26 protein-coding genes are annotated in these 23277 nt (G+C 57.4%); 12 read left to right on the top strand and 14 right to left on the bottom strand.

Going from position 1 to position 23277, the window contains the following annotated elements; all coding sequences use genetic code 11:
* The first annotated feature begins 27 nt into the window (after window positions 1-27).
* The gene (locus tag N5098_RS06425) at window positions 28-486 is read left to right on the top strand and encodes a DUF5658 family protein (protein WP_267636900.1); all 459 of its coding nucleotides are present in this window, start codon (window positions 28-30) and stop codon (window positions 484-486) included.
* Here N5098_RS06425 and lysA read toward each other — a convergent pair.
* Genes lysA through dapA form a run of 4 tightly spaced genes read right to left on the bottom strand, consistent with a single transcriptional unit; the run spans window position 413 to window position 4177 of the window.
* Window positions 413-1648 carry a diaminopimelate decarboxylase gene (gene lysA, locus N5098_RS06420; RefSeq protein WP_267636899.1) on the bottom strand — a complete coding sequence of 412 codons (1236 nt, stop codon included), beginning with the start codon at window positions 1646-1648 and terminating at the stop codon, window positions 413-415. The genes N5098_RS06425 and lysA overlap by 74 nt on opposite strands.
* Window positions 1645-2484 (bottom strand): 2,3,4,5-tetrahydropyridine-2,6-dicarboxylate N-succinyltransferase, encoded by an 840-nt coding sequence (locus N5098_RS06415; protein ID WP_267636898.1) that lies wholly within the window; start codon window positions 2482-2484, stop codon window positions 1645-1647. The genes lysA and N5098_RS06415 overlap by 4 nt, the downstream gene beginning before the upstream one ends.
* The gene (gene dapB / locus N5098_RS06410; RefSeq protein WP_267636897.1) at window positions 2481-3263 is read right to left on the bottom strand and encodes a 4-hydroxy-tetrahydrodipicolinate reductase; all 783 of its coding nucleotides are present in this window, start codon (window positions 3261-3263) and stop codon (window positions 2481-2483) included. The genes N5098_RS06415 and dapB overlap by 4 nt, the downstream gene beginning before the upstream one ends.
* Complete coding sequence (dapA, locus tag N5098_RS06405) at window positions 3263-4177, bottom strand: 4-hydroxy-tetrahydrodipicolinate synthase (protein WP_267636896.1); 915 nt, start codon at window positions 4175-4177, stop codon at window positions 3263-3265. The genes dapB and dapA overlap by 1 nt, the downstream gene beginning before the upstream one ends.
* 379 nt (window positions 4178-4556) lie before the next feature.
* Between dapA and N5098_RS06400 the strand changes: the two genes are divergently transcribed.
* Both N5098_RS06400 and N5098_RS06395 read left to right on the top strand, forming a co-directional pair.
* A complete protein-coding gene (locus tag N5098_RS06400) occupies window positions 4557-5411 on the top strand; it encodes a M48 family metallopeptidase (RefSeq protein ID WP_267636895.1) in 855 nt (284 codons plus the stop codon).
* 63 nt (window positions 5412-5474) lie between these two features.
* The gene (locus N5098_RS06395) at window positions 5475-5972 is read left to right on the top strand and encodes a LabA-like NYN domain-containing protein (RefSeq protein WP_267636894.1); all 498 of its coding nucleotides are present in this window, start codon (window positions 5475-5477) and stop codon (window positions 5970-5972) included.
* Window positions 5973-5981: 9 nt separating this feature from the next.
* Here N5098_RS06395 and N5098_RS06390 read toward each other — a convergent pair whose 3' ends face one another.
* Together N5098_RS06390 and N5098_RS06385 are read right to left on the bottom strand one after the other, a co-directional pair.
* Window positions 5982-7037 carry a zinc-dependent alcohol dehydrogenase family protein gene (locus tag N5098_RS06390; RefSeq protein ID WP_267636893.1) on the bottom strand — a complete coding sequence of 352 codons (1056 nt, stop codon included), beginning with the start codon at window positions 7035-7037 and terminating at the stop codon, window positions 5982-5984.
* 128 nt (window positions 7038-7165) lie between these two features.
* Window positions 7166-7588, bottom strand: a complete 423-nt coding sequence (locus tag N5098_RS06385; RefSeq protein ID WP_267636892.1) for a DUF7124 domain-containing protein — start codon at window positions 7586-7588, stop codon at window positions 7166-7168.
* A 142-nt stretch (window positions 7589-7730) separates the two neighbouring features.
* Here N5098_RS06385 and N5098_RS06380 point away from each other — a divergent pair, with 142 nt between their 5' ends.
* Complete coding sequence (locus N5098_RS06380; RefSeq protein WP_267637023.1) at window positions 7731-8984, top strand: DUF7405 family protein; 1254 nt, start codon at window positions 7731-7733, stop codon at window positions 8982-8984.
* A 76-nt stretch (window positions 8985-9060) separates the two neighbouring features.
* On the top strand, window positions 9061-10143 hold the full coding sequence (locus N5098_RS06375; RefSeq protein WP_267636891.1) for a twin-arginine translocation signal domain-containing protein: 1083 nt from the start codon (window positions 9061-9063) through the stop codon (window positions 10141-10143).
* 48 nt (window positions 10144-10191) lie between these two features.
* Here the strand turns inward: N5098_RS06375 and N5098_RS06370 are convergent, their stop codons facing one another.
* From N5098_RS06370 to dcd, 4 genes are all read right to left on the bottom strand, one after another.
* Entirely contained in the window at window positions 10192-10857 is a 666-nt protein-coding gene (locus tag N5098_RS06370) for a class I SAM-dependent methyltransferase (protein ID WP_267636890.1), read from the bottom strand.
* A 3-nt stretch (window positions 10858-10860) separates the two neighbouring features.
* Complete coding sequence (locus N5098_RS06365) at window positions 10861-11763, bottom strand: thiamine-phosphate synthase family protein (RefSeq protein ID WP_267636889.1); 903 nt, start codon at window positions 11761-11763, stop codon at window positions 10861-10863.
* A gap of 209 nt (window positions 11764-11972) precedes the next feature.
* The gene (locus N5098_RS06360) at window positions 11973-12365 is read right to left on the bottom strand and encodes a hypothetical protein (protein ID WP_267636888.1); all 393 of its coding nucleotides are present in this window, start codon (window positions 12363-12365) and stop codon (window positions 11973-11975) included.
* Window positions 12366-12535: 170 nt separating this feature from the next.
* Window positions 12536-13123, bottom strand: a complete 588-nt coding sequence (gene dcd / locus N5098_RS06355) for a dCTP deaminase (RefSeq protein WP_267636887.1) — start codon at window positions 13121-13123, stop codon at window positions 12536-12538.
* Window positions 13124-13240: 117 nt separating this feature from the next.
* Between dcd and N5098_RS06350 the strand changes: the two genes are divergently transcribed.
* Window positions 13241-13405 (top strand): DUF6757 family protein, encoded by a 165-nt coding sequence (locus tag N5098_RS06350; protein WP_267636886.1) that lies wholly within the window; start codon window positions 13241-13243, stop codon window positions 13403-13405.
* A 14-nt stretch (window positions 13406-13419) separates the two neighbouring features.
* Here N5098_RS06350 and N5098_RS06345 read toward each other — a convergent pair whose 3' ends face one another.
* Window positions 13420-13926 carry a universal stress protein gene (locus N5098_RS06345; protein WP_267636885.1) on the bottom strand — a complete coding sequence of 169 codons (507 nt, stop codon included), beginning with the start codon at window positions 13924-13926 and terminating at the stop codon, window positions 13420-13422.
* 82 nt (window positions 13927-14008) lie between these two features.
* Complete coding sequence (acs, locus tag N5098_RS06340; RefSeq protein ID WP_267636884.1) at window positions 14009-15970, bottom strand: acetate--CoA ligase; 1962 nt, start codon at window positions 15968-15970, stop codon at window positions 14009-14011.
* A gap of 291 nt (window positions 15971-16261) precedes the next feature.
* On the opposite strand from acs, the gene N5098_RS06335 reads away from it, so the two are divergent.
* A complete protein-coding gene (locus N5098_RS06335) occupies window positions 16262-17329 on the top strand; it encodes a hemolysin family protein (protein ID WP_267636883.1) in 1068 nt (355 codons plus the stop codon).
* A gap of 49 nt (window positions 17330-17378) precedes the next feature.
* On the opposite strand, the gene N5098_RS06330 is transcribed toward N5098_RS06335, so the two are convergent.
* Window positions 17379-17858, bottom strand: coding sequence for an acyltransferase (locus N5098_RS06330; protein ID WP_267636882.1), 480 nt, complete (start codon window positions 17856-17858; stop codon window positions 17379-17381).
* Window positions 17859-17960: 102 nt separating this feature from the next.
* On the opposite strand from N5098_RS06330, the gene N5098_RS06325 reads away from it, so the two are divergent.
* The 4 genes from N5098_RS06325 (at window position 17961) to N5098_RS06310 (ending at window position 22146) form a co-directional block, all read left to right on the top strand.
* A complete protein-coding gene (locus tag N5098_RS06325; RefSeq protein WP_267636881.1) occupies window positions 17961-18971 on the top strand; it encodes a threonine aldolase family protein in 1011 nt (336 codons plus the stop codon).
* Between the two features lie 7 nt (window positions 18972-18978).
* The gene (locus N5098_RS06320; RefSeq protein ID WP_267636880.1) at window positions 18979-19524 is read left to right on the top strand and encodes an NUDIX hydrolase; all 546 of its coding nucleotides are present in this window, start codon (window positions 18979-18981) and stop codon (window positions 19522-19524) included.
* An 85-nt stretch (window positions 19525-19609) separates the two neighbouring features.
* Window positions 19610-20596 carry an ornithine cyclodeaminase family protein gene (locus N5098_RS06315; protein WP_267636879.1) on the top strand — a complete coding sequence of 329 codons (987 nt, stop codon included), beginning with the start codon at window positions 19610-19612 and terminating at the stop codon, window positions 20594-20596.
* Window positions 20597-20832: 236 nt separating this feature from the next.
* Window positions 20833-22146: an erythromycin esterase family protein gene (locus tag N5098_RS06310; protein WP_267636878.1), complete on the top strand. Its 1314-nt coding sequence runs from the start codon at window positions 20833-20835 to the stop codon at window positions 22144-22146.
* Here the strand turns inward: N5098_RS06310 and N5098_RS06305 are convergent.
* Window positions 22126-22656, bottom strand: a complete 531-nt coding sequence (locus N5098_RS06305) for a GNAT family N-acetyltransferase (RefSeq protein ID WP_267636877.1) — start codon at window positions 22654-22656, stop codon at window positions 22126-22128. The genes N5098_RS06310 and N5098_RS06305 overlap by 21 nt on opposite strands.
* Before the next feature lie 181 nt (window positions 22657-22837).
* Between N5098_RS06305 and N5098_RS06300 the strand changes: the two genes are divergently transcribed.
* Window positions 22838-23251 carry a universal stress protein gene (locus N5098_RS06300; RefSeq protein WP_267636876.1) on the top strand — a complete coding sequence of 138 codons (414 nt, stop codon included), beginning with the start codon at window positions 22838-22840 and terminating at the stop codon, window positions 23249-23251.
* The last annotated feature ends 26 nt before the right edge of the window (window positions 23252-23277 follow it).

The following is a 23277-nucleotide window of genomic DNA, read 5'->3' as shown; positions in this document are numbered from 1 at the left end:
GACTTATGACTGCTCGAAGACACTATTATGCAAGCCAACATGGATCTCATCGAGGAGTCGTCTGCCCTTGACGTGTTTACCACCGACGCATCAAAGGAATACATCAGCATGGTCTACGTGCTCGTTTTGTTGTGGGGACTCGGTGACGTACTCTCGACGTATTTCGCGTACGCTGCGGTTGGGACAGCCGCCGGTGAGACGAACCCTTGGATGGCGTTGTTACTCTCGCACAACCCCGTCCTAATTGCCGTTGTGAAGGGGGCAGTTGTGCTCTATGTCGGTGTTATTCTTCTGGAGTACCGTAATCTCGTTCAGCGCACGCCTGGCTGGCGGCTCTGGCTGGTCGGGGTTGTCGTTCTCGGGGTAGTTATTGTCCTGAACAACCTCATTGTCGGTATCATCGCGCTCTCGTTCACTGTTCCAGTTTCGTCACGTCCGCTAATGTCTCCCGACGGCGGACAACGCGGTGGTCATCCCCATCGATAGCTACTTCGGCCGGACGTGGCTGAGAGTGGAACTGATTTGCTAGCTCATAGCCATACGCGCCGGCGTTTCCGACAGCGAGCACATCAGTACGTTCGGGCTGTGAGACCGGCCTATCCGTACAGAACACATCCGCGCTCGTACAGCACGGGCCACCGACTGACACCGACTCATCTCCGCGATCGGGGGCGCTGACGTTCCGAATCGGATGGTACGCGTCGAACATTGCAGGCCGAATCAGCGTCGCCAGTGATGCATCAACCCCGATCACCGTTGCCGACTCAGTCTCCTTTCGGGTGTTTACCCGCGTCAAGATGAGTTCGGCGTCTGCGACGATATACCGCCCGGGTTCGAGCTTCAATGTCGCATCGATGTCTCCTACTGCGGCCCGGACACGCTCACTCACAGTGTCCATCTCTAACGGTTCAGTTTCCTCACGGTATGGGACGCCAAAACCACCGCCGATGTCGACAAACTCTAGCGGGCCAGTTTCTGCCTCCACATCCCGTGCGATAGCAGCGATACTCTCGATTGCGCGGCAATGGTCGTCGAGGTCGTCGTGAAGGACGCCACTGCCGACGTGAGCGTGGACACCAACGAGGTCGAACTGCTCGGCAACTGCAGCAGCGACTTCGGGAACACGGTCGGCTGGAATCCCGAACTTTGCATCCTTGCCGGTAGCAACTTTTTCGTGATGGCCCGTTCCGATACCCGGGTTGACACGGATTGCGACACGACCGTTGTATCCACGTTCAGCGAGCCGATCAAAGGTGTCCTGAGCGCCGGCGGTAATCGTCAGTCCCGGATTATCGGTCCCGAGGTCGGCGGCATACGACAGGTCAATATCTGGCGGGTTGACTGCGGTGTACTGCACTGTGTTCGGGTCTGCGCCGGCGTCGATTGCTCGTTGCAGTTCCCCGCGTGCAGCACACTCGATATCTGCGCCGGCGTCGAGGAGCGTCGAGAGTACTGCCCGGCCAGTGTGGGTTTTTGCGGCGTACATGACGTGGGCGTCGGGGAACGCCTTCGTAAACCGACGGTAGTTTGCACGGACGCGGTTCTCGTCGAGCACGTACAACGGCGTGCCGTACTCGTCGGCCAGGGTTAGCAGCTTGTCGTGGTCCCAGTCAGAGAGACGGCGAACTGCCGGCGACGACCCGGTCATTGTTGGTCGCGGAGGGCACCCTCCCGTTCGACTGCGTCGACAGTTTCGTCTTCGAGATGGGTCGCGACGACTGCCGGCTTGTATGCACCGCCATCGAAGAGTTCGTGTTCACCAATACTGGATTCGACGTACCGACTGAACGCTCGGCGTTCGGGGGGGAGGTGACCGTACTGAATCTCCTCTTCGACGAGGTCGTACACCGGGATGCGGGGCGTCAACAGCGTGTTCTCGCCGACAACCGAGTTCTCACCAACAACAAATCCTGACGTCACGCGACAGCCTGCGCCGAGTGTGACACCGTCTTCGATGATAACTGGTGACTCTTCGACTGGTTCGAGCACACCGCCGACCAGTGTGTTCGCGCCGAGTTTCACACCTTCCCCAATCTGTGCACAGGAGCCGACAGTATCACAGGAGTCGACAAGCGTTTCGTTGCCGACGAACGCACCGATATTGACGAACGCCGGACTCATCAGTATAACGTCACTTCCGATATGTGCTCCGCGCCGAAGAACCGTCCCATCTGGTGTATTTCGCGTCCCTCGGTCCGCTAACGCGGCTGTGTCGGCAAGCGGTAACACATCATTGTAGGTGACATTCCCGTACTCCCACTGCGAGATAGACCGCAGCGCGAAGTTGAGCAGGATACCCCGCTTTACCCACTCGTTTGCCTGCCACTCGCCGTCGACCCGCTTGGCGGCCCGGACCTCGCCCGTCTGGAGCGCGTCGAGGAATGTTTCAAGCATGGCTTGGTCCTCATGGGTGACATCTATTTCGTGGTCATCATCACGGTACTGCTCCCAGCGGTCGTCGATATCTGATTGTAGTGTTGTCATGTTTCGTCTCCGTTTGTCGTGTCAGCAAATACGTCCACAACGCTATACCTGCCAGCCAGCCGACCGGCAAGCCAGTGGCTTGCGTCGAGAGCACCCACAGCAAAGACACCCCGGGACTCCGCGCGGTGGGTAAGTGTGAGGGCTTCGTCGTTATCGGCCAGCAGTATCTCGTGTTCGCCGCGGACGGTTCCCGCTCGACGAGAAAAGACACCGACTTCACCGTCCTCGCGTTGTTGCTCCCCGTTTCGACCGTGGACCGACGCCACGTCACGGTGGTCAGCGACTGTCTCCAGTAGCGTCGTCGCGGTCCCGCTTGGTGCATCCTGCTTGCCTGAGTGGTGGGTTTCGAGTAGTTCGATATCGTAGCTTGGCAGCGCGGCGAGGGCGCTATCAAGTGCGCGTTGCAGTGCAACCACGCCCCGGGAGAAGTTCGTCGCATGCAGGACCGGTACCTCCTCACTTGCCGCCTGAAGGACCTCGCGTGTCTCCTCGTCTAGCCCGGTTGTTCCGCTTACGAGGGCAACGTCGGTTGCGGTACAGTCTCTGGCGAGCGGTTCGACTGCATCGGCTGTCGAGAAATCCACGACTACGTCGATGTCGCGTGTCTTGAGTGCATCCTGACGGTCTGTGGGAGCAACAATTGGATGGTCACTCTCTGTGTCGGTGGTTGGACTAACCCCAAGAGCCACCGAAACGTCATCGCGGGTTGTTGCTGTGTCTCTGATGGTTTGTCCCATCCGCCCGACTGCGCCGTTGACGGCGAGTTGTGTCTGTGTCATCAGTCGCTCACCGCCTCCTGTGTGGGTTGGTCATACGCTGAAAGGACCGATTCGACCTGAGCTCTGTGCTCCTCACTGAGCGGGGCAAGCGGTGGACGAAGCCTTCCGTGACCGTCTCCCCGTAGCTCCATTGCTGTCTTGACTGGGACGGGATTTGTCTCGACGAAAAGCGTCCGGAAAAGTGGGCCAAGTTCTTGATGTTGTTGCCGTGCGCGGGCAAAATCGCCCGCCAACGCGGCCCCAACAAGTGCGGACATCCGCCGGGGCTCGATGTTTGCGGCCACACTGATACAGCCGGTGCCACCAACCGAGAGAATGGGAAGCGTCTCGCTGTCGTTTCCTGAGAGCACAGCGAACTGCTCGTTGTGGGTCCGCTCAATAATCTCACCTATCTGTCCGAGGTCTCCGCCGGCGGCCTTGTACCCCTGAATGTGCTCGTGGCTGGCCAGGTCGACGACAATATCGGCGTCGATGTTGCGACCAGTCCGGGAGGGGACGTTGTAGATAATCTGTGGCAAGTCGACTGCATCGGCTATTGTTCTGTAGTGCTCTTGGAGGCCGCGTTGTTGGGGTCTGTTGTAGTACGGAGCGATGAGCAAGAGCGCATCTACACCAGCGCTAGCTGCCCGCTGAGAGAGTGAAAGGGCTTCCTCGGTGTTGTTCGAGCCTGTGCCGGCGATGACGGGCACGTCGACAGCATCGACGACTGTCTCGATGACCTCGATATGCTCGTCGTGGCTGACGGTGGCGGACTCGCCTGTCGACCCCATCGGGACGAGGCCGTCGACGCCGGCCGATTCGAGTCGCCGAGCGTCGGTCCGCAGTGTTTCGAAATCGATACTCCTGTCGTCGTGAAACGGCGTGCACATCGCCGGGTATACGCCGGCAAATGGGTCCGCAGTGGATTGTGTCATCTGTCTCTATGGTGTGTGTCTGGATAGTTCGAAGACTGGTCGTCTCGAAGCAAAAGAAAATGACCCGTGACAGGTGCGCCAGACCTGCCGCGAACCGACTCACTGCGGGCGTTTAGCTTTCGAGTCGACGGCCGCAAGGCTCCCTGTTTTGCTATCTCGGGACGACAGGGTGCGGCTCATATTTACTGTACAGAAACTCGCTGAACTTATCTGTTGTGGCTTATCTCTCGACGGAACAATCTTGCCTGTTCGCACATATTTAATGCAAATATCACGTCCCGCTACTACTGGTAACCGGCCGCCTGCTGTCGGCAACTGGTTACGTTTCGTGGGTGTTCGAACGGTTACTTTTTGAGTGATGACATCCTATATTACCCTGATGGTTGGACACACACAACTAAAAGTTCGGATGGCAGTCGTCGGGACCTTTCTCTTTGGTCTCTACTTGGCTGTCGCCGGATTCGTCCTGACGTCGTTTGGTACAGGGCCAACAGTACTTATTCTGTTGAGTCTGGGGATGGTCGGCTATCCGTTCATCCTCTATAAGTTCGGTCGGTGGTCTGCGGTCCGTGGTGTTGGGGCCGAAGAGATGCCCGAACGGAGAGAGGCAGGGTATCGGTTTGACGAAATCCATCGCTCGACAGAACGACTCTGTGACGAGATGGGGATAGAGAAACCCAAACTAATGGTCGCCGAAATGGGCGTGCCAAATGCCTTCGCTGTCGGTCGCAAGGCGGACGGTATCGTGGTCGTCTCGAGTGAGATTATTGATATCCTCGAACAAGACGAACTCGAAGGCGTCATCGCTCACGAACTTGCCCACATCAAGAACCGCGATACGGTTATGATGGTAATGGGTCAGTCACTCGCGGCCATGGTCGGCTGGATTGTCTACCTCGTCGTCGCGTTCCGCGGTGAGCGTGACATCGCGAGCATCATGGTCGGTTGGGTCGCCAGCATGGTCGCCCAGATGATTGTAACGGTCTTCCTGATGGCTATCTCACGGTACCGTGAGTACGTTGCCGACGAGGAAGCCGCAGAGTACACCCGCAATCCCGATGCAATGGCCCGCGCGCTTGAGAAAATCAGTGCCGGTGCCAAGGGTAACGAAATGCAGGCCAAAGAGAACGTCAGTGCACTGTGTATTTTCGGCGGCGAGCGCGGCCTTCTCGGGACGCTCTTTGCCAGCCACCCGCCAACTGAGAAACGCATTGAACGGCTCCGTTCGCTGTAATCTCGTTTCTGAGCCAAGAGAAGTTAGCCAATTACTTTCACGCTGGCCCGTTAATACCTGTGTATGGCAGAGATTCACCCTGCACAGCGGGTGGCGGTTCTTGCGGATTCGCAGAACCTCTATCATTCCGCACAGAGTATCTACACTCGGAATATCGATTATACTGCACTACTTGAGTCAGCAGTCGACGACCGGCGCTTGACCCGCGCTATTGCGTATGTCATCCGCGCCGACGCTGACGAAGAAGAGTCATTTTTCGATGCTCTTGTCGATATTGGCTTTGAGACACGAATCAAGGAAATACGAACTTTTGCTGACGGGTCGAAAAAGGCAGACTGGGATGTTGGTATCAGCCTTGATGCAATTACGCTCGCAAACCACGTTGACACCATCGCGCTCTGTACCGGCGATGGTGATTTCACCCGTCTAATCCGTCACCTTCAGCACGAAGGGGTCCGCGTGGAGGTATACTGCTTCGAGGAATCGACGGCCGATACGCTCGCTGACGCTGCTGACGAGTTTACCGATATGAGTGCCGACACCGACCAGTATCTGCTCTAACGTGGTTGGTCAAAACGCGGTCACGACTTCGACCCCATCGGTGTCGTAGGTGCCCATCGCGGCCAGCCGTTCGGATACCGATTCGAGTGTCACCTCACGACCGACAAGCGCACCGGGGTCGACATCGCTTGTCGTAATGAACTCGAACAATGTGCCGTAGCGTGTCGGAGGCATCCCACGAGACCCGACGAACGTAATCTCCCAGCGGGTCATCCAGTCCGTTGGCAGGGACACCACACCACGTTCCTTGTCTGTCGTCAACCCGAGTTGGAGATGCGTGCCACGCTTCCGGAGACAGCGGACTGAGTTCCGACACGTTTCTGCGACACCGAGTGCATCGACCGAGACGTCCGCCCCGCCGGTTCGCTCGCGAATTGCTGTCACTGGGTCTCGCTTCGAGGGGTCGACCGTTGCGGTCGCACCGAGGTCGGTCGCCCGCTCCCGAGCGCTCTCGTTCGGGTCGACGGCGAGTACTTGTGCACCCATGGCGTCGCCAAGTTGCACGGCTGAGAGACCAACACCACCACAGCCGTGAACTGCGAGCCAGTCGCCGCCAGTAAGGGCGACACGGTCGGCGAGACCGTGGTACGCGGTCATGTATCGACACCCCAGAACGGCCCCATCCCGTGGGCTGAGTCCATCGGGTAGGTCGACAGCGTTGTAGTCGACGGCCGGAACTGGAACCTGTTCGGCGAATGCGCCAGGGGCGTCAGGTTCGAACCCCAGCGCAAGTCCATCAGCACAGACGTTGCCGTGACCTGACTGACAGTGCTGACAGGTACCGTCGCCAAGCGAAAAGGGGACAACCACATTGTCGCCTTGCGAGACTCGTTCAACGTCGTCGCCGACAGCAACGACCGTTCCTGCGGGTTCGTGTCCGAGAATCTGCCCCGTTGGCACACGGTCGTTGTTCCACTCTCCGTGCCCTTGCCAAGCGTGCCAGTCGCTCCTGCAGAGCCCACAGGCTTTGACTTCGACGACTACACCATCTGTGTCCGGCTCTGGTTTCGGGACTGTCGTGATATCGAGTGGCTCCCCGTACTCACGGAGGATTGCTGCGCGCATGGGTGTTCACACGGACCGGCACACATATATATTACAGTGCGGAACTGCCAGCAGCGACAGAGCAGTCCGTTACTAGGGCTGAAGCCGAGAAACGCGTTTTCACTGGGAGGAAAGCAGTTCTTGACGGCTCAAAACGGCCAGAGTTCGGCGAGGCGCTCCCCGAGCCCGCCCACAGAGGCGTTTCGCTTCAGTTCCCAGTCCGCATCGGCAGCGGCCTCTTCGAGGGGTTGGTACTCCCAGTCGAGATGCATCGCAACCGAGCGGTCGCCATCGGTCACGCCAACAAAGACGTGTCTCGAAGTTTCTGTCGTCGTTCGAAGGCGCTCCATCGTCTCCCATTTGTCACCATCGTATTCGAACTCCCAGTCGATGTTGTGGTCCTCAGCAAACTCCTTTACAGCCATCGGGCTCCGGTCGACGATGACGAGGTGACGGCTCCACTCCTGTGCGTCGTCGATAACTGCTTTGGGGTCAGTGCATTCCCTGAGCGCCGACAGTGCCACTGCAAGTGTGACCGTCGCGTCCTCATGGCCCGTAACCGCAATTCCCATACGAATTACTTCTATCTCGGCACTCAAAATTGCTCCCAATCGAACTGCGGCCGGTGGGGAACTACCCCCCCGATACGACCAGCGGGCATTCGATACACACACCAGAAGCCGAAAATAGATGGAAGCCGTCTCACGAGACAGGATGACCGACAAGGCCCGAGAACTCTCCCGACGCGAGTACTTCCAAATGCTCGTTGCGACGGGTGGAATGGCAGCGCTTTCGGCCTGTCTCGACGAACAGGAGTCGACCGAGACGCAGGCGGTTCCACAGGGTGACCCTGCCAAGCGACCGGCCCGACAACACGCGTGGAATGCTGTTCTCGGCGAAGACGAGCACGGAAACCTCCGTCCGCCGGCACACCGAGTCTTGGTCCCGCTGAATCTTGTCACCGACCCCAACGAAGACGACAGCGCGACTGTCGAATCGGCATTTCGGTCGCTCGAATCTGCGTACGCATACGACTCTGAAGGATTGTTATTTACTGTCGGCTACACGCCATCGTACTTCGAGACGGTGGGAGCGGAGTCACCGATTCCTGCACCGACAGCGCTGACGAGTGACGAGGATCCCGCGTTCGATTCTTTCGATGCGATGGTTCACCTCGCCAGTAACAGACCAGATGTTGTCCTCGAAGCTGAAGAAGCACTGCTCGGTGCAGTTTCGGCCCCAAACGATGTCGAAATGGAAGCGACGCTCGACGGAATTTTTCAACGTGGTGAGCCACGACGTACCGGCTTCGTCGGTCCCGGTCTGCCCAAATCGAAAGGCAAAGCAGTTGGTGGTGTTCCCGATGAACTGCCAGAAGACGCCCCCTTCTTTATGGGATTCAAATCTGGGTTTGCGGAGAGTCAGGCGTCCGAAGATCGTGTCACGGTTGCTTCAGGCCCGTACGAGGGTGGCACCACGACACACGTCGAATCGTTAACTGTTCAGCTAAAGACGTGGTTCGAACAAGATAATCACTTCCAACGGGTCGCAAAGCTGTTTAGCCCCGAGCACGCAAGCGACGAACTGGTTGGCAACATTGGCGAGAAACTTGGGACATCAACGGGTGTCGCAGGTGACATTGCCCAGCAGACCTCGACAGATGCCCGAAACGAGGGTGTCATTGGCCACGCACAGAAAGCAGCACGGGCACGCGAAGATGGCGAACCACTGTTGCTTCGTCGAGACTTCAATACGGTTGACGGCGACAGACCGGGCGTTCACTTCCTTTCACACCAGCAGACAATAGCCGACTTCGTGCGAACCCGAAAAGCGATGGCCGGCGGGGCGCTTGCTGGCAACGGCGTCGGGCAAAATCACGGTAACGGGATTTTGCAGTACATTTTCGTCCGCAGACGGGGGAACTTTCTGGTGCCACCGCGCGACATGCGCGCGCTCCCGGCGATTTGAGATGCGGTCGGCACTCTGCTGTCATTCGAGGGCTATACCAGAGTTGTTAATGTGAAGCGTTGTGTATCTCAAGTATATGAATCGGAGAGACCTGTTACGAGCCAGCGGCGTCGCAGCCGCTGGCGCGCTGTCTGGGTGTCTCGTTGGAGGTTCCTCTGGAGATTCGGATGCAGACTCTGACTCACAGTTTGATTCGCCGTCTCCTCCGTGGAGTCGTTCCAATGCTGTCTATCATCAGGCACATCGCAAGGGTATGGCGATGATTGGCACTGCACAGAAGGGCGACAGAACCATCGGACTCTCATATACGTACGCAAAGCGATTCTGGACAGTAACTGGCAATCAGACAAAGCGGGTGGCAGTCGAAGACAGTTACAACTCAATTCACTTGATGGCTTCCGTCTGGGATACCGAAACAGGAACGGTGCTGCCAGTCGATTCCGGGCTGCAGGTTACTGTCAAACGTGATGACGAAAAACTCACACAACGAGCGATGTGGCCAATGCTCTCACAGCAGATGGGTATCCATTTCGGCGATAACTTTCTTCTGCCGAGCCAAGAAGAGTACTCTTTCGTTATCGATTCCGGGAAACCAACTGTACAACGGCTTGGTGCACTTGAGGACCGCTCGAAAGACCCTATTACGGCACAATTTTCACTCGATTTCACACGGAGCACGCGCAACGAAATCCCCATTGAACCACGTGGTGCACAACCGCTCGAAAGTCGTGGCGAACCGGATGCACTCCCCCCAATGGAGATGTCGATGCAGCCAGTCGCAGTCGCTCCACCGAAAGACGAACTGCCGGGGCAACTTCTCGGAACGGGGACGAATGCCGACGCCGTGGTTGTCTTCACAGCTAGCGAAAACGCCGACGGAACGTATCTGACCGTCTCTCCACGGACCCCATACAACCAGTACTTCTTGCCTCTCATGTCGCTCTCGGCGACCATCGAACGCGACGGAACCACCGTCTTCGATGGGCCGCTATCGACGGCCGTTGGTCCGGACCGTGGTTATCACTACGGCGCGACTGTTGACAGTATCATGTCTGGTGATGACCTGACAATTGTTGTCGACTCACCGCCACAAGTTGCACGTCACTCTGGCTATGAAACCGCGTTTTTGGACATGTCAGACGTGTCGCTCACTGTTTGAGCTGTTCGTTGTCGTTGTCCAGCAATCTCTCGGAGCAAAAGAGTTGGCTTATTCGGGGACGCGTACACTCATCAACGGAACCAGTCCGAGGCCGAGTCGTTCCTCATGCTGGTCAATACCGGCTTCGAACAGTGCGTCCCGAGCCTCCGCCCATCGACGTTCGAGTTCTCTGGTTGGGGACGTAAGGCTGAGCCGACGGCCGGGGGCGGCAACTCTGACGAACAGTCGGAGTCCCAGATTGAGCGGCGCTGTAACTGCTCGCGGGCTCCGTCCCGCGTTCAGCAACGTCACGCGACCGCCCGGTGAGACACAGTCAAGCCACTCTCTGGTAGCTCCGGCCGGGTCATCGAGCATCCCGACAACGAACGTCGAAACGAGCGCGTCTGCTGTGTCGACCGGTGGCTGCGTCGCGTCGCCTTCGACAACGTGGACGTTTTTCCAGCCTGCACGCTCGATTCTGTTCTGTGCCTCTTGGAGCATCGCTGGAACGAGGTCAACACCAACAACGCGTCCGTCGCTGCCGACCTGCTCGCGCAAGAATGGCATGTTTGCACCGGTTCCACAGCCCATCTCGACGACCGTATCACCGGCTGATACACCAAGTGTTTCGACGGTACGCCGCCGCCAAGACATGACACCCGGCGCTGTCGCCACGAGGTCGTACAGACCTGCAGCGGTGCCATAGAAGCTAGCACTCAGTTCCGGCTCCGCCATGTTTCACTGGTGGCCGGTAACCTCTCGGAGCCGCGTCGCGACGGCCGGCGCATCCGTCCCGAGAACGTAGATAATTGGCTCGATACCGTACCCGCCTGTCTGGTAAAGCACGTCCGCCTCAGGTGTCGTTTCGAGTGCAGCCCCGATTGCTTCGTCTCGGTCTGCCTCGGCGTCGAACTCGGCGGTGACAGCACCAGCGTCGGCAAGCTCATCGAGAAGCGATTCGTCGTACGTAACGTTCACTGCCGCTCGCAGGCCGCTCCCGTGTTGTAGGGTCGCGAGAAGGACGCTTGCAACGTGTTGGCTGACACCGAACTCAGGCTCACCCGGAATCGTAATCTCACCGTGTACATCGAGTATACGCCCTGGCACGGCCGCCACGTCTTCGATAGTCTGGGCTGAGGAAAGCGACTCAACGAGGTTCGACCCGACAGCCGGAATCAGACGGGCGAACCCCTCGGTATTTCGGATGACGCGCAAGCCATGGCGAACTGATGCCCGGACTTGCCCGGCTTCTCGAAGCCGGCTATCGGGGTCGTGGATATCGAAGTGCCCCTCGTCAGCGAGGCCGGGAACCGCTTCCGCATGGAGTTCGGCCAGCCTCCCGCCCCGTTCGAGCTGCCGGATACATACCTCTGCCTCAACAAGTGCATCTACTGGTGTCAGGTCGCCTGTGGTAAGTCCCGCCGCCAACCGCTCGACGAGTTCTTCAACCTGTGGCTCGTTAAGAAGTGTCTCGTTCCGGTCGACTTCGCCGTGTACGTACTTCGAGACGGCGCTCTGGCTGATCCCGAGCAAGTCTGCGACTTCGTTTTGCGTGCGTCCTCGTTGTCTGAGGTCCTCGGCCAACATTGATCGGAAGGTCGGCAGAAACTCTTCAACGACGAGTTCCTCGATGAATTTCATTTGGTACTTGTTCCGTGGCAACCCCCTTATTAATTGGTTCTTGTGCACACGGATGGCCTACGTTGGTCTAGCTAACCAACTCGAAACAAACACAAAAAACGCGTCAGACCTATTACGGCCCGTTCTCGGCCGTTCGATGGTCCCAATTTACGTGAATCGTTTCGTTCTGCCGCCTTACTCCGTAAGATTTCCTGCTAATCGCCCCTGTCTTACTCACTCTCACACCATGAGACAGCATCCTCGATCGAGTCAAAAGACTCAGTCGAAACATCCGCTTCGATATTCATTTTTACCGTTGTTGCCATCATGCCATCAGCGACGTAAGCCAGCCGTTCGATGTCTACTTCTTCTGCTAATCGCGACCATTCCTCGTTGATGTGGTCAAGTGAACCGCGAATCTCTGAGCCGAGTTTCTCTGCGTTCTCGAATTTGACTACCGTTCCGTTCATCTCTGAACGTGACGCCTGTTCTCGAAAATGAATCTCACCTTGTTCTCGCTTTTCTGTGTCTGACAGATACGACGCTGCAGACGTGATGTTCCAGACACCGACATTTCCCCGCTCTTCGTAGGTCACTGATGGCGGTAGACTCGCTTGCCCCATGGTATTCAGTTCGCTCTGTCCAACATATATGTATGGTCCAAAATATCATGCATGAGAATACTTTCCGTCCAGCCAACTGATAGCTGTTTTCGGTACAGCGCTATCGCTCCGTTCCGTCCAGAAACTGGCCCCGACAATGAGACGGTGACCCCGATTGAGGTTGCCAGCACTTACTGGTCGCCGCCAAACTCGCGGTCGCCGCCGATACGCGAGGCCTGTGGGCCGGATTGGTCCTGATACTTCGACCCACGTTCCTCACCGTAGGGTCGCTCCGCTGTTGAACTCAGTTCTGTAAACGTCAGCTGTGAGATGCGCATGCCTGGTTCGAGTGCGACTGGGGCCGCGCCCAAGTTGGATAGTTCGAGCGTAATCTGTCCTTTGTACCCAGGGTCACAGAGTCCGGCGGTGGCGTGGACAACAATAGCAAGACGGCCAAGCGAGGAACGACCCTCGACGTGAGCAATAAGGTCCGCTGGTATCTCGACGCGTTCTTTTGTCGTCCCAAGCACGAAATCACCGGGATGAAGAATGAAATCGCTGTCCTCGTCGACGACCGTTTCGGTAACGTACTCCGCGATTTCCGACTCACTCTGGGGATGGATACAGGGGATGTTCGTGTGTTCGAACTCCAGAAACTCTCTTCCAAGCCGGAGGTCGACACTTGCAGGCTGTACCTGCAGATCGATGTCGTCGAGCGGTTCGATAACTAGCTCCCCTGATTCGAGCCGACTGAGGATATCCCCATCTGAGAGTATCATACACTGACGACGGAACAGCAACGAGTAAAATGTCCCGGTCCGGGGTTCTGGAGAATATCTCGTAAGTAGCGGCAAAGCCGCAGGGTTCAATTATGCGGAACCCGTATAGGTACCTGTATGGAATGTCACTACTGTGAGTCGAGTGCAGATATCGTCGTCGAGCGGGAAGGTATCCGTGTCGGCGTCTGTGAGCGCCACTTCCGTGAGCAAATGGAAGAGCTCTCAGAATCCGAGTGGGTACGTGATATCGAAGACGAACTCGACATCGACCGGGCCGAGTAAGTCCCCGTATCCGGTTAGCTTTCGACGTTGTCGCTCTCGCTGTGCTCAGCTTCTTCGTCGTCTTCTACACCACGATAATCGACAACAAGAACTGGTACGTCCGTTGAGCGAAGCGTCCGTTCGGTTACGCTCCCAAGGAGGGCACGCCTAACACCAGCGCGGCCGTGGCTTCCCATGACGACAAGGTCGATATTCTCATCTTCGGCGTGGTTGCTAATTACTCGATGCGGTTTCCCGCCGGCGTGGTGCTCGTGAACCACAAGCCCATGTTCTTCGCTCAGCGCTGCGACGTGGCCTGTTGCTGCCGTGGCATCCTCATCAAGATCGTCCATGCCGTCGAACTCTCCGGCACGAACGCGGTCAACTTCTTCAGCGCCCAGCCCGTACGCAATTGCATCTGTGTCAGCGACGAACAGCGCGTGAACCTCGGCGTCATACTGCTTTGCGATACTGAGCGCGTGGTCGACTGCTGCTTGTGCAACGTTGCTACCGTCGGTCGGGATGAGAATACGGTCGTACATCGTGTCTAATGGCAATGATGAAGTCGACTGATTTGTTTCTTCGCACTATCGTGTTCGGTCGTCGATACTGAGTCGCTTGCGCTTAGTCGTGCTGTACTTTGTGCTGGATGTCGTCGACGACATCGGGGTTGCGAAGTGTACTCGTATTCCCGATGCTGTCGCCGTTTGCAATATCTTCCAGCAGGCGGCGCATAATCTTGCCCGAGCGGGTTTTGGGTAACTCTGGCGTAAATACAACCGCTTCGGGGCGGGCAATCGGGCCGATGGCGCTCTCGACAGCTTCGACAATCTCTGCTCGGAATGACTCGTTTTCGGTCTGTCCCTCTTCGGTGATGACGTAGGCATAAACAGCCTCGCCTTTCATTTCGTGGTCGCCGCCGACAATGGCGGCCTCGGCAACCCCTTCGACGCCAACGATTGCTGACTCGATTTCCATCGTCCCAAGCCGGTGCCCGGAGACGTTGAGCACGTCATCGACACGGCCAAGAATCGTGATATACCCGTCGTCGTCGATTTTTGCGCCGTCTTCGGGTGAGTAGACCCACTGGTCGCGCTCACGGACGGAGTACTCGTCCCAGTACTCGTTGATGAAACGCTCGTCGTTGTTGTACAGTGTCCGGAGCATTCCGGGCCAGGGTTTGTTGACGACGAGATAGCCCGCACGACCGGCCTCGACTGGCTCACCGGCAGCATCGACGATGTCGGCGCTGACTCCCGGCAGGGGTCGTCCTGCTGAGCCGGGTTTCATCGTCCCAACTGCCGGCAGCGTTGTTATCATCATCCCGCCCGTCTCAGTCTGCCACCACGTGTCCACAACGGGACACTCTTCGCTCCCGATATGTGTGTAATACCACTTCCAGGCACGGGGGTTAATTGGTTCGCCTACTGTCCCGAGCAATCGAAGCGAAGAAAGGTCATGGCGGTCAGGGTACTCCGGTCCCCACTTCATGAATGCCCGAATGGCTGTTGGCGCAGTGTACAGCTGTGTCACGTCGTACTCCTCGACGATGTCCCACAGTCGGTCCTTCTCAGGGTAATCCGGTGTTCCTTCGTACATAACCGTCGTCGTGCCGAGCGCGAGCGGGCCATAGACAATATAGGAGTGTCCGGTAATCCAGCCGATATCGGCCGAACACCAGTACGTATCCTCGGGTTTGATATCGAGCACTGCGTGACTCGTCCAGGCAGCATACGAGAGGTAGCCGCCGGTCGTGTGTTTTACCCCTTTGGGTTTGCCTGTTGTCCCCGAGGTGTACATCAAAAAGAGCATATCTTCGGCGTCGCGTGTGACCGGTTCCACTGTTGTCTCCTCGTGAGCGTTGAGGAGGTCACTGTATACGTGTTCGTCGTCGGCAACTGTGGTGTCGGCCTCGTCACCGAGTCGGTCGACAACGATGGTGGTTACATCATTCTCAGTAGCTGCCAGTCCATCACGGGCTTTCGAGAGGTGGTCGAGTGCGTCACCGCGACGGTAGTAGCCGTCACAGGTAACCAGCGTCTCCGAGTCGGCAGCGTTCATCCGCTCGGCGAGCGCGTCCGCCGAGAAGCCGGCGAAGACGACGGAGTGTGGCGCACCGATACGAGCACATGCCAGCATTGCGACTGGGAGCTCGGGGACCATTGGCAGATACAGCGTCACAATATCGTCTTCCTCGACGCCCTGTGCCCGGAGTGCCGCGGCGAACTCGTTGACCTCGCGGTGCAGTTCCTCGTATGTGTAGGTCCGTGTCTCGCCAAGCTCACCGACCCAGTCGATTGCTGTCTCGTCACCACGGTCCGCAAGATGGCGGTCAACGCAGTTGAACGAGGCATTTACCTCTCCACCACAGAACCACTCGTAGAACGGCTCGTCGCTATCATCTAGTACCTCGTCCCAGCCGGATTCCCACTCCAGTAACTCGGCTGCGCGCTCCCATGCCTCCGGCTCATCGAACTCTTCGTAAATTTCCTCCTCAGAGACGTTTGCCTGCTCGACGAACGATTCTGGCGGTTCGAACGTGTCTTGCTCTTCGAGCCGTGCCTCTAGTTGAGTCTCCTCGGTCATAGGTACTACTGCACACACCAGCATAATAAACAACCATTCTATATTTCATTCATTTAATATATCACCTCTTTCATTTCTGAAGCTATCTTCGTACTGGTGACATCTAAACTAGCTGTGAAATTCTACTACTATAAAAAACAGCAACCTGTTGATTATGCTTCTTCTAGTTCTATACCGGCTCTAGGGGCATGCTGAATTACACTTTACAGAGAATTTTGTCGTCGGTGTCGTGTTCCAAGCGTCTAAACCAGTCCTGTACTTTTTTCAGTCGGCCGTCGGTAGCGGGCATCTATGGAACCGCTTGAGATTGGCTTACGGCTCCTCGGTGGGATCACTCTTATCGCGATAAACGCGTTTTTTGTCGCAATTGAGTTTGGCTTGACACGCGCTAGACAGTATCCTAAATCGGAGTTCGACACGCCAGGGCTCGAACTCGCTTGGGAAATGACGAATGATTTGGAGTTCTATCTGACGACGTGTCAAGTCTGGATTTCTGCCACGAGTATTGCGCTGGGAATTATCGCCGAACCGGGACTTGCAGCACTCTTTGAGCCGTTGTTTGAGAATACGACGCTCGCGTCTGTCGGAGCCGGTTCTCTTCTTGGGTTCTTGATTATCAATCTGGTCCATCTCACACACGGTGAGCAGACACCGACGTATCTTGGCGTCGAACGATCCAAACAGGTCTGTCGCTACGGCTCGCGGCCACTGTACTGGTTTGCAAAGATTCTTGCACCGGCTATTTGGGTCGGTGACTCGGTTGCGAAGGGAACGCTCGGCTTGTTCGGCGTCGAGATGACGCAGTCGTGGACAGAAGCCGAACAGGAAGTCATCGAAACGCGGGCAGACCTCCGGAACCGACTTGGATCAGTCCTCGAAGAAGGCGACCTTCCCGAGGAACGCCGCGACGAGATTATGAACGCGCTCACAATCGGTGAGCAGTCCGTTGGAGATGTCATGGTCCCGCCAGAAGACATTGTCTCGCTTTCGACTGCCGATTCTCCAGAAGCGAATATCCAGAAGTTAGAGGACTCGCCACACACGCGGTACCCGCTTGTCGGTGAGTCGTTGACTGATTTCGAGGGTATCGTGTACACACCGGTTCTTCTCCGCCGTCGCGACGAATTGGCGGCCGAATCGCTTAATTTCACTGAGGTGGCGGCACCGACGATGACACTCTCTCCAGATACTGACGTGAGCGATGCTATCGACCAGTTCCAGACCGAACACCAAGAAATCGCGCTCGTCATCGAAGACGGTGCTGTTGTCGGAATGGTAACTATAACCGATCTGCTTGAGACGATTATGGGCGATATTGAAGACCCAATTGACGAGAACGAACTTACGGTCGCCGAATAAAGAGCGCTACTGGACCGTGCTATGTGAGTGGCCCTGCTTGCTCGAACGGTCAACGCCGCCACTCATCGAGTCGCAGACGCTGCTGGTCTGGTGGGGAACCGAGCACGACTGTTCTGGCAGCGACAGTATCTGTGACAGTCCCACCTGCCGCGATAATCGCGTCTTTCCCAACCTCGACGCCGGGACCGACGACGGTTCCCGCACCCAGAAAGACACCCTCGCGAAGCACAATTGGCTCGAATACGTCGTTGCGGAACGTCATCCCGTCTTCAGTTAGCTCGTGGGTCACGCCCGCAACGGTACTATTTGGCCCAATCTGGACGTTGCTCTCGATTGTTGCGTTCTCGACGTAGCTGCCTGCGTTGATATCGACGTTGTCGCTGACGGTTGATTTCTTGATTGAGGTGCGCTCGTAAATCTTGCAGCCGTCACCTATCTCAGAGTCATGGATTGTCACGAACTCTCGAATGTCCGAGTTACCGACGGTGGTTTCGACGAGCCGTGCCGTGTCATCGATATCAGAGACCATACCAGACCCAAAACAGCCTGATGACTTGGTTGTTCAGGGACAGTGTCTCTGTGTCAAGAGCAAGACCACGTTATTTAGAAGCATGGGATGATAGTTGTAGGCATGATAGATCTCCGAAGCGACACAGTCACACTGCCAAGCGATGAGATGCGTGACGCGGCACGGGACGCAGACGTGGGCGATGACGTGTACGGTGAGGACCCGACAGTTAACGACCTCGAAACCCAAGCCGCCGAGGTACTCGGGATGGAAGCTGCACTCTTTGTTCCCTCCGGAACGATGGGCAACCAGATTGCGGCCCGGACTCACACCGAGCGCGGCCAAGAACTCCTCTGTGAAGAGGAGAGCCATATCTACAAGTGGGAGGTTGCCGGCCTCGCACAGCACGCTGAGGTCCAGCCACGAATCATTGCAGGTGACGACCGCGGTGTCATCACCCCTGAACAGGTCCGACAGGGGTACGTCGAGACGGATCTCCACCGGCCGGGAACAGGGCTGCTCACGCTCGAAAACACCCACAACAGCAAGGGCGGGACGGCAATCTCGCCGGCGGCAATCACAGCAGCTGCCGACACAGCCCACGACCTCGATGTGCCGGTCCACCTCGACGGTGCGCGACTATTCAACGCCGCAGCAGCGCTCGAAACGCCCGTTGCCGACATCGTCGAGCCAGTTGATTCGGTGATGTGTTGTCTCTCGAAGGGATTGGGTGCACCGGTCGGCTCGATACTTGCAGGCTCAGCGGAGTTCATTGAGGCAGCAACTCGTGTGCGGAAACTCTTTGGCGGTGGGATGCGGCAGGCTGGTCTCATCGCTGCGCCGGGACTGTGTGCACTGGAAAACCGAAACCGTCTCGCTGAGGACAATGAGCGAGCCGAACGACTCGCTGCGGCGCTGGACAACATTGCCGGTCTCACTGCCCACGAACCCGAGACGAATATCGTCCTTATCGAAACTGACACACCAGCAGCGGCGTTCCTTGATGCCTGTGAGGATGAGGGCGTGCGTGGCGTTCCCTTCGACGATCACGTCGTCCGGTTCTGTACACACTGGGATATCGATGACGGAGACATCGAGACGGCTGTTGATGCTGTCGAGCGCGCGGTTGCCTAGCCAAGCAATGGACGATACACATTCTATCACTGCACGGAGCAAAACCAGAGTCGACAACATCTTGGCGGATCTCGAACAGCAATACGGTTCTTTCGAGGTTGTCAAAAAGAGATGGGAACGCTCGGAAGTGGCGTTCGACCGCCTCCTAACGCAGTTCGAACAGGGTCGGTTAGATGGTGCCGGTGTCTGGATAACCAACGACGATGGTGAAGTCCTCCTCGTCCGGAACGAAGGTGAGGACGGTTGGGCCGACCCCGGCGGAAAAGTCGAAGTCGGAGAGGAGTATGCGACCGCTGCCAAACGAGAAGTACGTGAAGAGACTGGCATTGACTGTACGCTCACTGGCCTCCGTGAACTACACAAAATCGAGAACATCACGGCCAGCCATCCGGCGTCTATTTTCGAGGTTATCGCCGTCTTCGATGGCGAGTACGTCGACGGTGCTGTTCGGGCCAAAGATGGCGAAATAGCCGACATTGGGTGGTTTTCGGTTCCTCCGTCGACTGTCCTCTATGAAGAGGTGCGACAACGACCGTATCCGGCACAGACCTAACACCTGCGTGAAGAGTTAGTAGAGAGAGTAACATGGCGAATCGATACATCAACTGCTAAGTGGGACCCCCTGCCATACACCAAATATGCAGACGGTAATCCTTGACGCGGAAGACGTAACAGAAAGCACACAGATTGCGGAAGTAATCGACGCTGTTGAAGGGGCATTCGGGGCATACGCACGGGGCGACGTACAGATGCCTGCAAAGTCATATGTTGACCTCCCACAGTACGACGGCGACTTCCGGTCGATGCCAGCGTACATCGAGACTGACGACTGGGACGCCTCAGCGGTCAAGTGGGTCAACGTTCACCCGAATAACCCCGACGAAGAGGGGCTGCCGACGGTGATGGGCACGCTTATTTACTCCGACCCAGACACCGGCTTCCCGCTGGCTGTGATGGACGCAACGGACCTGACACGGCTTCGGACCGGCGCAGCCGCAGCGGTTGCAACCCGCCACCTCGCTCGCGAGGACGCCACCTCGCTTGGCCTGGTTGGCGCGGGCGTGCAGTCTCACTCGCAACTCGACGCTATTTCTCAGGTGCGCGACATCGAGACGGTTGTAATCAGTGACCTTGACGACGACATTCGGGCTGCGTTCATCGACAAATATGGCGATGATTTCGACGTACAGGAGGGCTCTATTGCTGAAGCGGCTGCCTGTGATGTTGTGTCGACGACAACACCCGTCCGTGACCCAATTGTCGAGGAAGCCGGCGACGAGACCCATATCAACGCAATGGGTGCCGACGCCGAAGGCAAACACGAGATTGCTGACGAGATTCTTCAGGAAGCAAAGCTCGTCATCGACGACCACGAGCAGTGTACACACTCGGGCGAAATCAACGTCCCGTGGCACGACGGCGTTCTTGACGACGACGACATCCACGGCGAAATCGGCGACGTGGTCGCCGGTAAAATCGACGCTCGGACGCCTGAGGACGGCGTAACAATCTTCGATTCGACCGGGCTGGCGATTCAGGACGTTGCCGCCGCCCACGTTGTCTACGAGGATGCCGTTGACGGCGGTGTCGGCTCCGAGTTCGACATGATTGGCAGCGAGTCGTAACTACTCCTTGCAGGCTTGACTGGTTTCTTTTCGCCGTACGCGCACGAGCCGTTTTCCTTTGAAAAGCTCTAATAGTGTGGTAATCGACTGCACTGTCATCGGTGTGACGACTCTCGGCGCACCTGTCTTCGATCATGAAACAGATTCGATAATCCTCGTGGCTGGATTTCCCTGGCCCACCGTCCGGTACGACGCATCGATAACCGACCGTCCGACGATACACACGAGGACAACACATGTCACGACACGCATTGCCTGTTAGTATAGACGACTCAATCGACACCACCGAATTCACTGGCGACACGAGGGACCTGGCTGTTATCGACGACCAGGTTAGCGAGGCGAGTATTATCGGTCTTGGCGAAGCCGGCCACGGACTCAGAGACTGTTACACGCTCAAACACCGGCTGTTCGCCAGACTCGTCACCGAACACGACTTCAGGCTGTTCGGGATTGAGACCCACCTGGCAGAGGCACTCCCAATCAACGAGTACGTCGTTCACGGCGAAGGCGACGCCGAAAGCGCACTTGAAGCGCTTGAGTTCTGGGTATGGCAGACAGACGCGGTCAAATCGCTCATCGAGTGGATGCGAGAGTTCAACGACGGTCGACCGATGGCGGACCGCATCCGGTTCTACGGGTTCGATGTGCAATCGACGAAGGCCCCGGCAGCCGAACTCGGTGGGTTCCTCGAACAGGTCGACCCGGCATTCGGCGACGAGATTGGGGGTGCACTCGACGTTGCCCGCAAGGGCATCAAGCCCACTAACCGCGACGGCGAGCAGGACGCCTCCGAGGAGGAAGTCCGGAACCGGATTGATACGGTAGAAGAACTGGTTGAGGACCTCGGCGACAGATTCGACGCTCGCAAAGACGAGTACGTCGAGGCGACCGACAAGCGTGCTTACCGGATGGCGTCACAGCACGTCCAGTTGCTCGAACAGGCGACCGAGTTAGCGGCGGTCGTCCTCGAAGCTGGATATGGCCACGAGTACGGCTGGCGGCGCGACGAGTACATGGCTGAGAACGTCGCGTGGATACGGGAGTTCGAAGAGAGCGACCGTCTCGCAATCTGGGCGGCAAACGGCCACCTCCAGAAGGGGAATGCACACCCCGAGGACCCGCCGGATTGCGGGCCGCTTGGCTACCATCTCGACCAGCGCTTCGGAGACGAGTACTGTGCGTTTGGGATTGAGTTCGGGCGTGGGACCGTCCGAACCGTCGACACGCGGGACGCCTCGGTCGAGTTTCCAGCCAAAGAGCTTCGTGCGCCAGCGACGGACACGCTGGTTGGCGCGCTGTTCGAGCTGTTCTCCGAGCCACAGTATCTCGACCTGAGCGCTGTTACAGAGGGAGACGACCTCACCGAGTGGCTCGAAGACGCACAGACACGCGCATTTGGGCCGACGTACGACCCCGAGATAAAGACTGGACTCGAATCAGACTACCGCGTCGATTTCACCTGGGAGTTCGACGGGCTGTTCTTCGTTCCGGAGATAGAGGCGGCAGAACCACTGTCGATGGTCACCTCACGGGCGACCGACGAGTGACTTCTCGTAGATGACGGTGTCGTAACGGACACCGCTGACCTCGTACCCGCCAGTACCGACCTGCTTGAAGCCGTGTTTCTCGTAGAATCTCCGACCGATATCGTTGTCGACGAGGACATCCAGCGAGAGCCTGGTTATCCTGTCGGAGAGTCGGTCGATGGCTGTCGACAGCAACTCGCTTCCCACGCCACTCCCCCAGCGGTCGGGATGGACGTACAGCGATTTCAGGTACGCCTCCTCGTCGTCGACCCGCCCGGGTGCTCGCTCGCCGGTCAACACTTGTGCGAAGCCCCATATCTCCCCATCGCCACAGGCCACAAGATAGATGACGCGGTCGTCGTCGTGCGTTTCGTCGAGCCACTCCCGAATGGTCTCGGTCATCTCGGGGTCTTCTATCGTTTCGATGAGCGTCTTGTCGTCGAGAATCTCCTCGTACGCTAGACGACAGGACCGGGCTGACACCCGCCGGATTCGTTCGCTGTCCGATGGGTCCCCACGGCGGATGTTCATATCGGATTTGGGAGGACAGAAAAGAAAAACATTCTCCTCGATAGAGAATGTGTGGCGTTAGTACACCGGCGATACGGACACAGCTGGTTGGTTTGTCGGAGTATCGATAGCAGCGCCTCATTGATGCCCATCCAGTAGGAAGACGCACTGGTTTTATTGGCAATTGTTCCCAAGAGGTGGTATGCATCGCGTACTGCTACCGGTTGACGACAGCGAATCACGGGCACTGGCACAGGCGGACTACGTAAGCTCACTTCCGAAATCGGCTGAAGAAGTCGAAGCAATTATTCTGTTTGTCTTCACTGATGATTCGGAGGGAGACGTTCCGCGGTCCGTAACGCGGGTCAGCTCGGTCAGGCGAGCGCGTGAACACCTCGAAGATGCCGGGGTCGAAGTCACGATTCTCGAAGATAGCTTGGAGGCTGTCGACAATATCATTCGCAACGCCAAGGAGTACGACGTTGACTCCATTGTTCTGGGCGGTCGGAAGCGCTCTCCGGCAGGCAAGGCGCTCTTTGGCAGCGTCACGCAGAAAGTCATCCTCAACACGGACAGGCCAGTTGTCGTTACAGGCGAAGACACTTCCGACGAGTGACTGGTGCCCCGAAGAGAGGATATATA

Source organism: Halovenus rubra (assembly GCF_026586665.1).
Taxonomy (GTDB): domain Archaea; phylum Halobacteriota; class Halobacteria; order Halobacteriales; family Haloarculaceae; genus Halovenus; species Halovenus rubra.
The sequence above is the reverse complement of the archived record's forward strand: the minus strand, read 5'-3'. Positions and strand labels throughout refer to the sequence as shown.

What these genes read in the sequence shown, in the direction of transcription:
- N5098_RS06425 (WP_267636900.1), top strand. Translation starts at nt 28, where the DNA reads ATGCAAGCCAACATGGATCTCATCGAGGAGTCGTCTGCCCTTGACGTG.
- lysA (WP_267636899.1), bottom strand. Translation starts at nt 1,648, where the DNA reads ATGACCGGGTCGTCGCCGGCAGTTCGCCGTCTCTCTGACTGGGACCAC.
- N5098_RS06415 (WP_267636898.1), bottom strand. Translation starts at nt 2,484, where the DNA reads ATGACAACACTACAATCAGATATCGACGACCGCTGGGAGCAGTACCGT.
- dapB (WP_267636897.1), bottom strand. Translation starts at nt 3,263, where the DNA reads ATGACACAGACACAACTCGCCGTCAACGGCGCAGTCGGGCGGATGGGA.
- dapA (WP_267636896.1), bottom strand. Translation starts at nt 4,177, where the DNA reads ATGACACAATCCACTGCGGACCCATTTGCCGGCGTATACCCGGCGATG.
- N5098_RS06400 (WP_267636895.1), top strand. Translation starts at nt 4,557, where the DNA reads ATGGTTGGACACACACAACTAAAAGTTCGGATGGCAGTCGTCGGGACC.
- N5098_RS06395 (WP_267636894.1), top strand. Translation starts at nt 5,475, where the DNA reads ATGGCAGAGATTCACCCTGCACAGCGGGTGGCGGTTCTTGCGGATTCG.
- N5098_RS06390 (WP_267636893.1), bottom strand. Translation starts at nt 7,037, where the DNA reads ATGCGCGCAGCAATCCTCCGTGAGTACGGGGAGCCACTCGATATCACG.
- N5098_RS06385 (WP_267636892.1), bottom strand. Translation starts at nt 7,588, where the DNA reads ATGGGAATTGCGGTTACGGGCCATGAGGACGCGACGGTCACACTTGCA.
- N5098_RS06380 (WP_267637023.1), top strand. Translation starts at nt 7,731, where the DNA reads ATGACCGACAAGGCCCGAGAACTCTCCCGACGCGAGTACTTCCAAATG.
- N5098_RS06375 (WP_267636891.1), top strand. Translation starts at nt 9,061, where the DNA reads ATGAATCGGAGAGACCTGTTACGAGCCAGCGGCGTCGCAGCCGCTGGC.
- N5098_RS06370 (WP_267636890.1), bottom strand. Translation starts at nt 10,857, where the DNA reads ATGGCGGAGCCGGAACTGAGTGCTAGCTTCTATGGCACCGCTGCAGGT.
- N5098_RS06365 (WP_267636889.1), bottom strand. Translation starts at nt 11,763, where the DNA reads ATGAAATTCATCGAGGAACTCGTCGTTGAAGAGTTTCTGCCGACCTTC.
- N5098_RS06360 (WP_267636888.1), bottom strand. Translation starts at nt 12,365, where the DNA reads ATGGGGCAAGCGAGTCTACCGCCATCAGTGACCTACGAAGAGCGGGGA.
- dcd (WP_267636887.1), bottom strand. Translation starts at nt 13,123, where the DNA reads ATGATACTCTCAGATGGGGATATCCTCAGTCGGCTCGAATCAGGGGAG.
- N5098_RS06350 (WP_267636886.1), top strand. Translation starts at nt 13,241, where the DNA reads ATGGAATGTCACTACTGTGAGTCGAGTGCAGATATCGTCGTCGAGCGG.
- N5098_RS06345 (WP_267636885.1), bottom strand. Translation starts at nt 13,926, where the DNA reads ATGTACGACCGTATTCTCATCCCGACCGACGGTAGCAACGTTGCACAA.
- acs (WP_267636884.1), bottom strand. Translation starts at nt 15,970, where the DNA reads ATGACCGAGGAGACTCAACTAGAGGCACGGCTCGAAGAGCAAGACACG.
- N5098_RS06335 (WP_267636883.1), top strand. Translation starts at nt 16,262, where the DNA reads ATGGAACCGCTTGAGATTGGCTTACGGCTCCTCGGTGGGATCACTCTT.
- N5098_RS06330 (WP_267636882.1), bottom strand. Translation starts at nt 17,858, where the DNA reads ATGGTCTCTGATATCGATGACACGGCACGGCTCGTCGAAACCACCGTC.
- N5098_RS06325 (WP_267636881.1), top strand. Translation starts at nt 17,961, where the DNA reads ATGATAGATCTCCGAAGCGACACAGTCACACTGCCAAGCGATGAGATG.
- N5098_RS06320 (WP_267636880.1), top strand. Translation starts at nt 18,979, where the DNA reads ATGGACGATACACATTCTATCACTGCACGGAGCAAAACCAGAGTCGAC.
- N5098_RS06315 (WP_267636879.1), top strand. Translation starts at nt 19,610, where the DNA reads ATGCAGACGGTAATCCTTGACGCGGAAGACGTAACAGAAAGCACACAG.
- N5098_RS06310 (WP_267636878.1), top strand. Translation starts at nt 20,833, where the DNA reads ATGTCACGACACGCATTGCCTGTTAGTATAGACGACTCAATCGACACC.
- N5098_RS06305 (WP_267636877.1), bottom strand. Translation starts at nt 22,656, where the DNA reads ATGAACATCCGCCGTGGGGACCCATCGGACAGCGAACGAATCCGGCGG.
- N5098_RS06300 (WP_267636876.1), top strand. Translation starts at nt 22,838, where the DNA reads ATGCATCGCGTACTGCTACCGGTTGACGACAGCGAATCACGGGCACTG.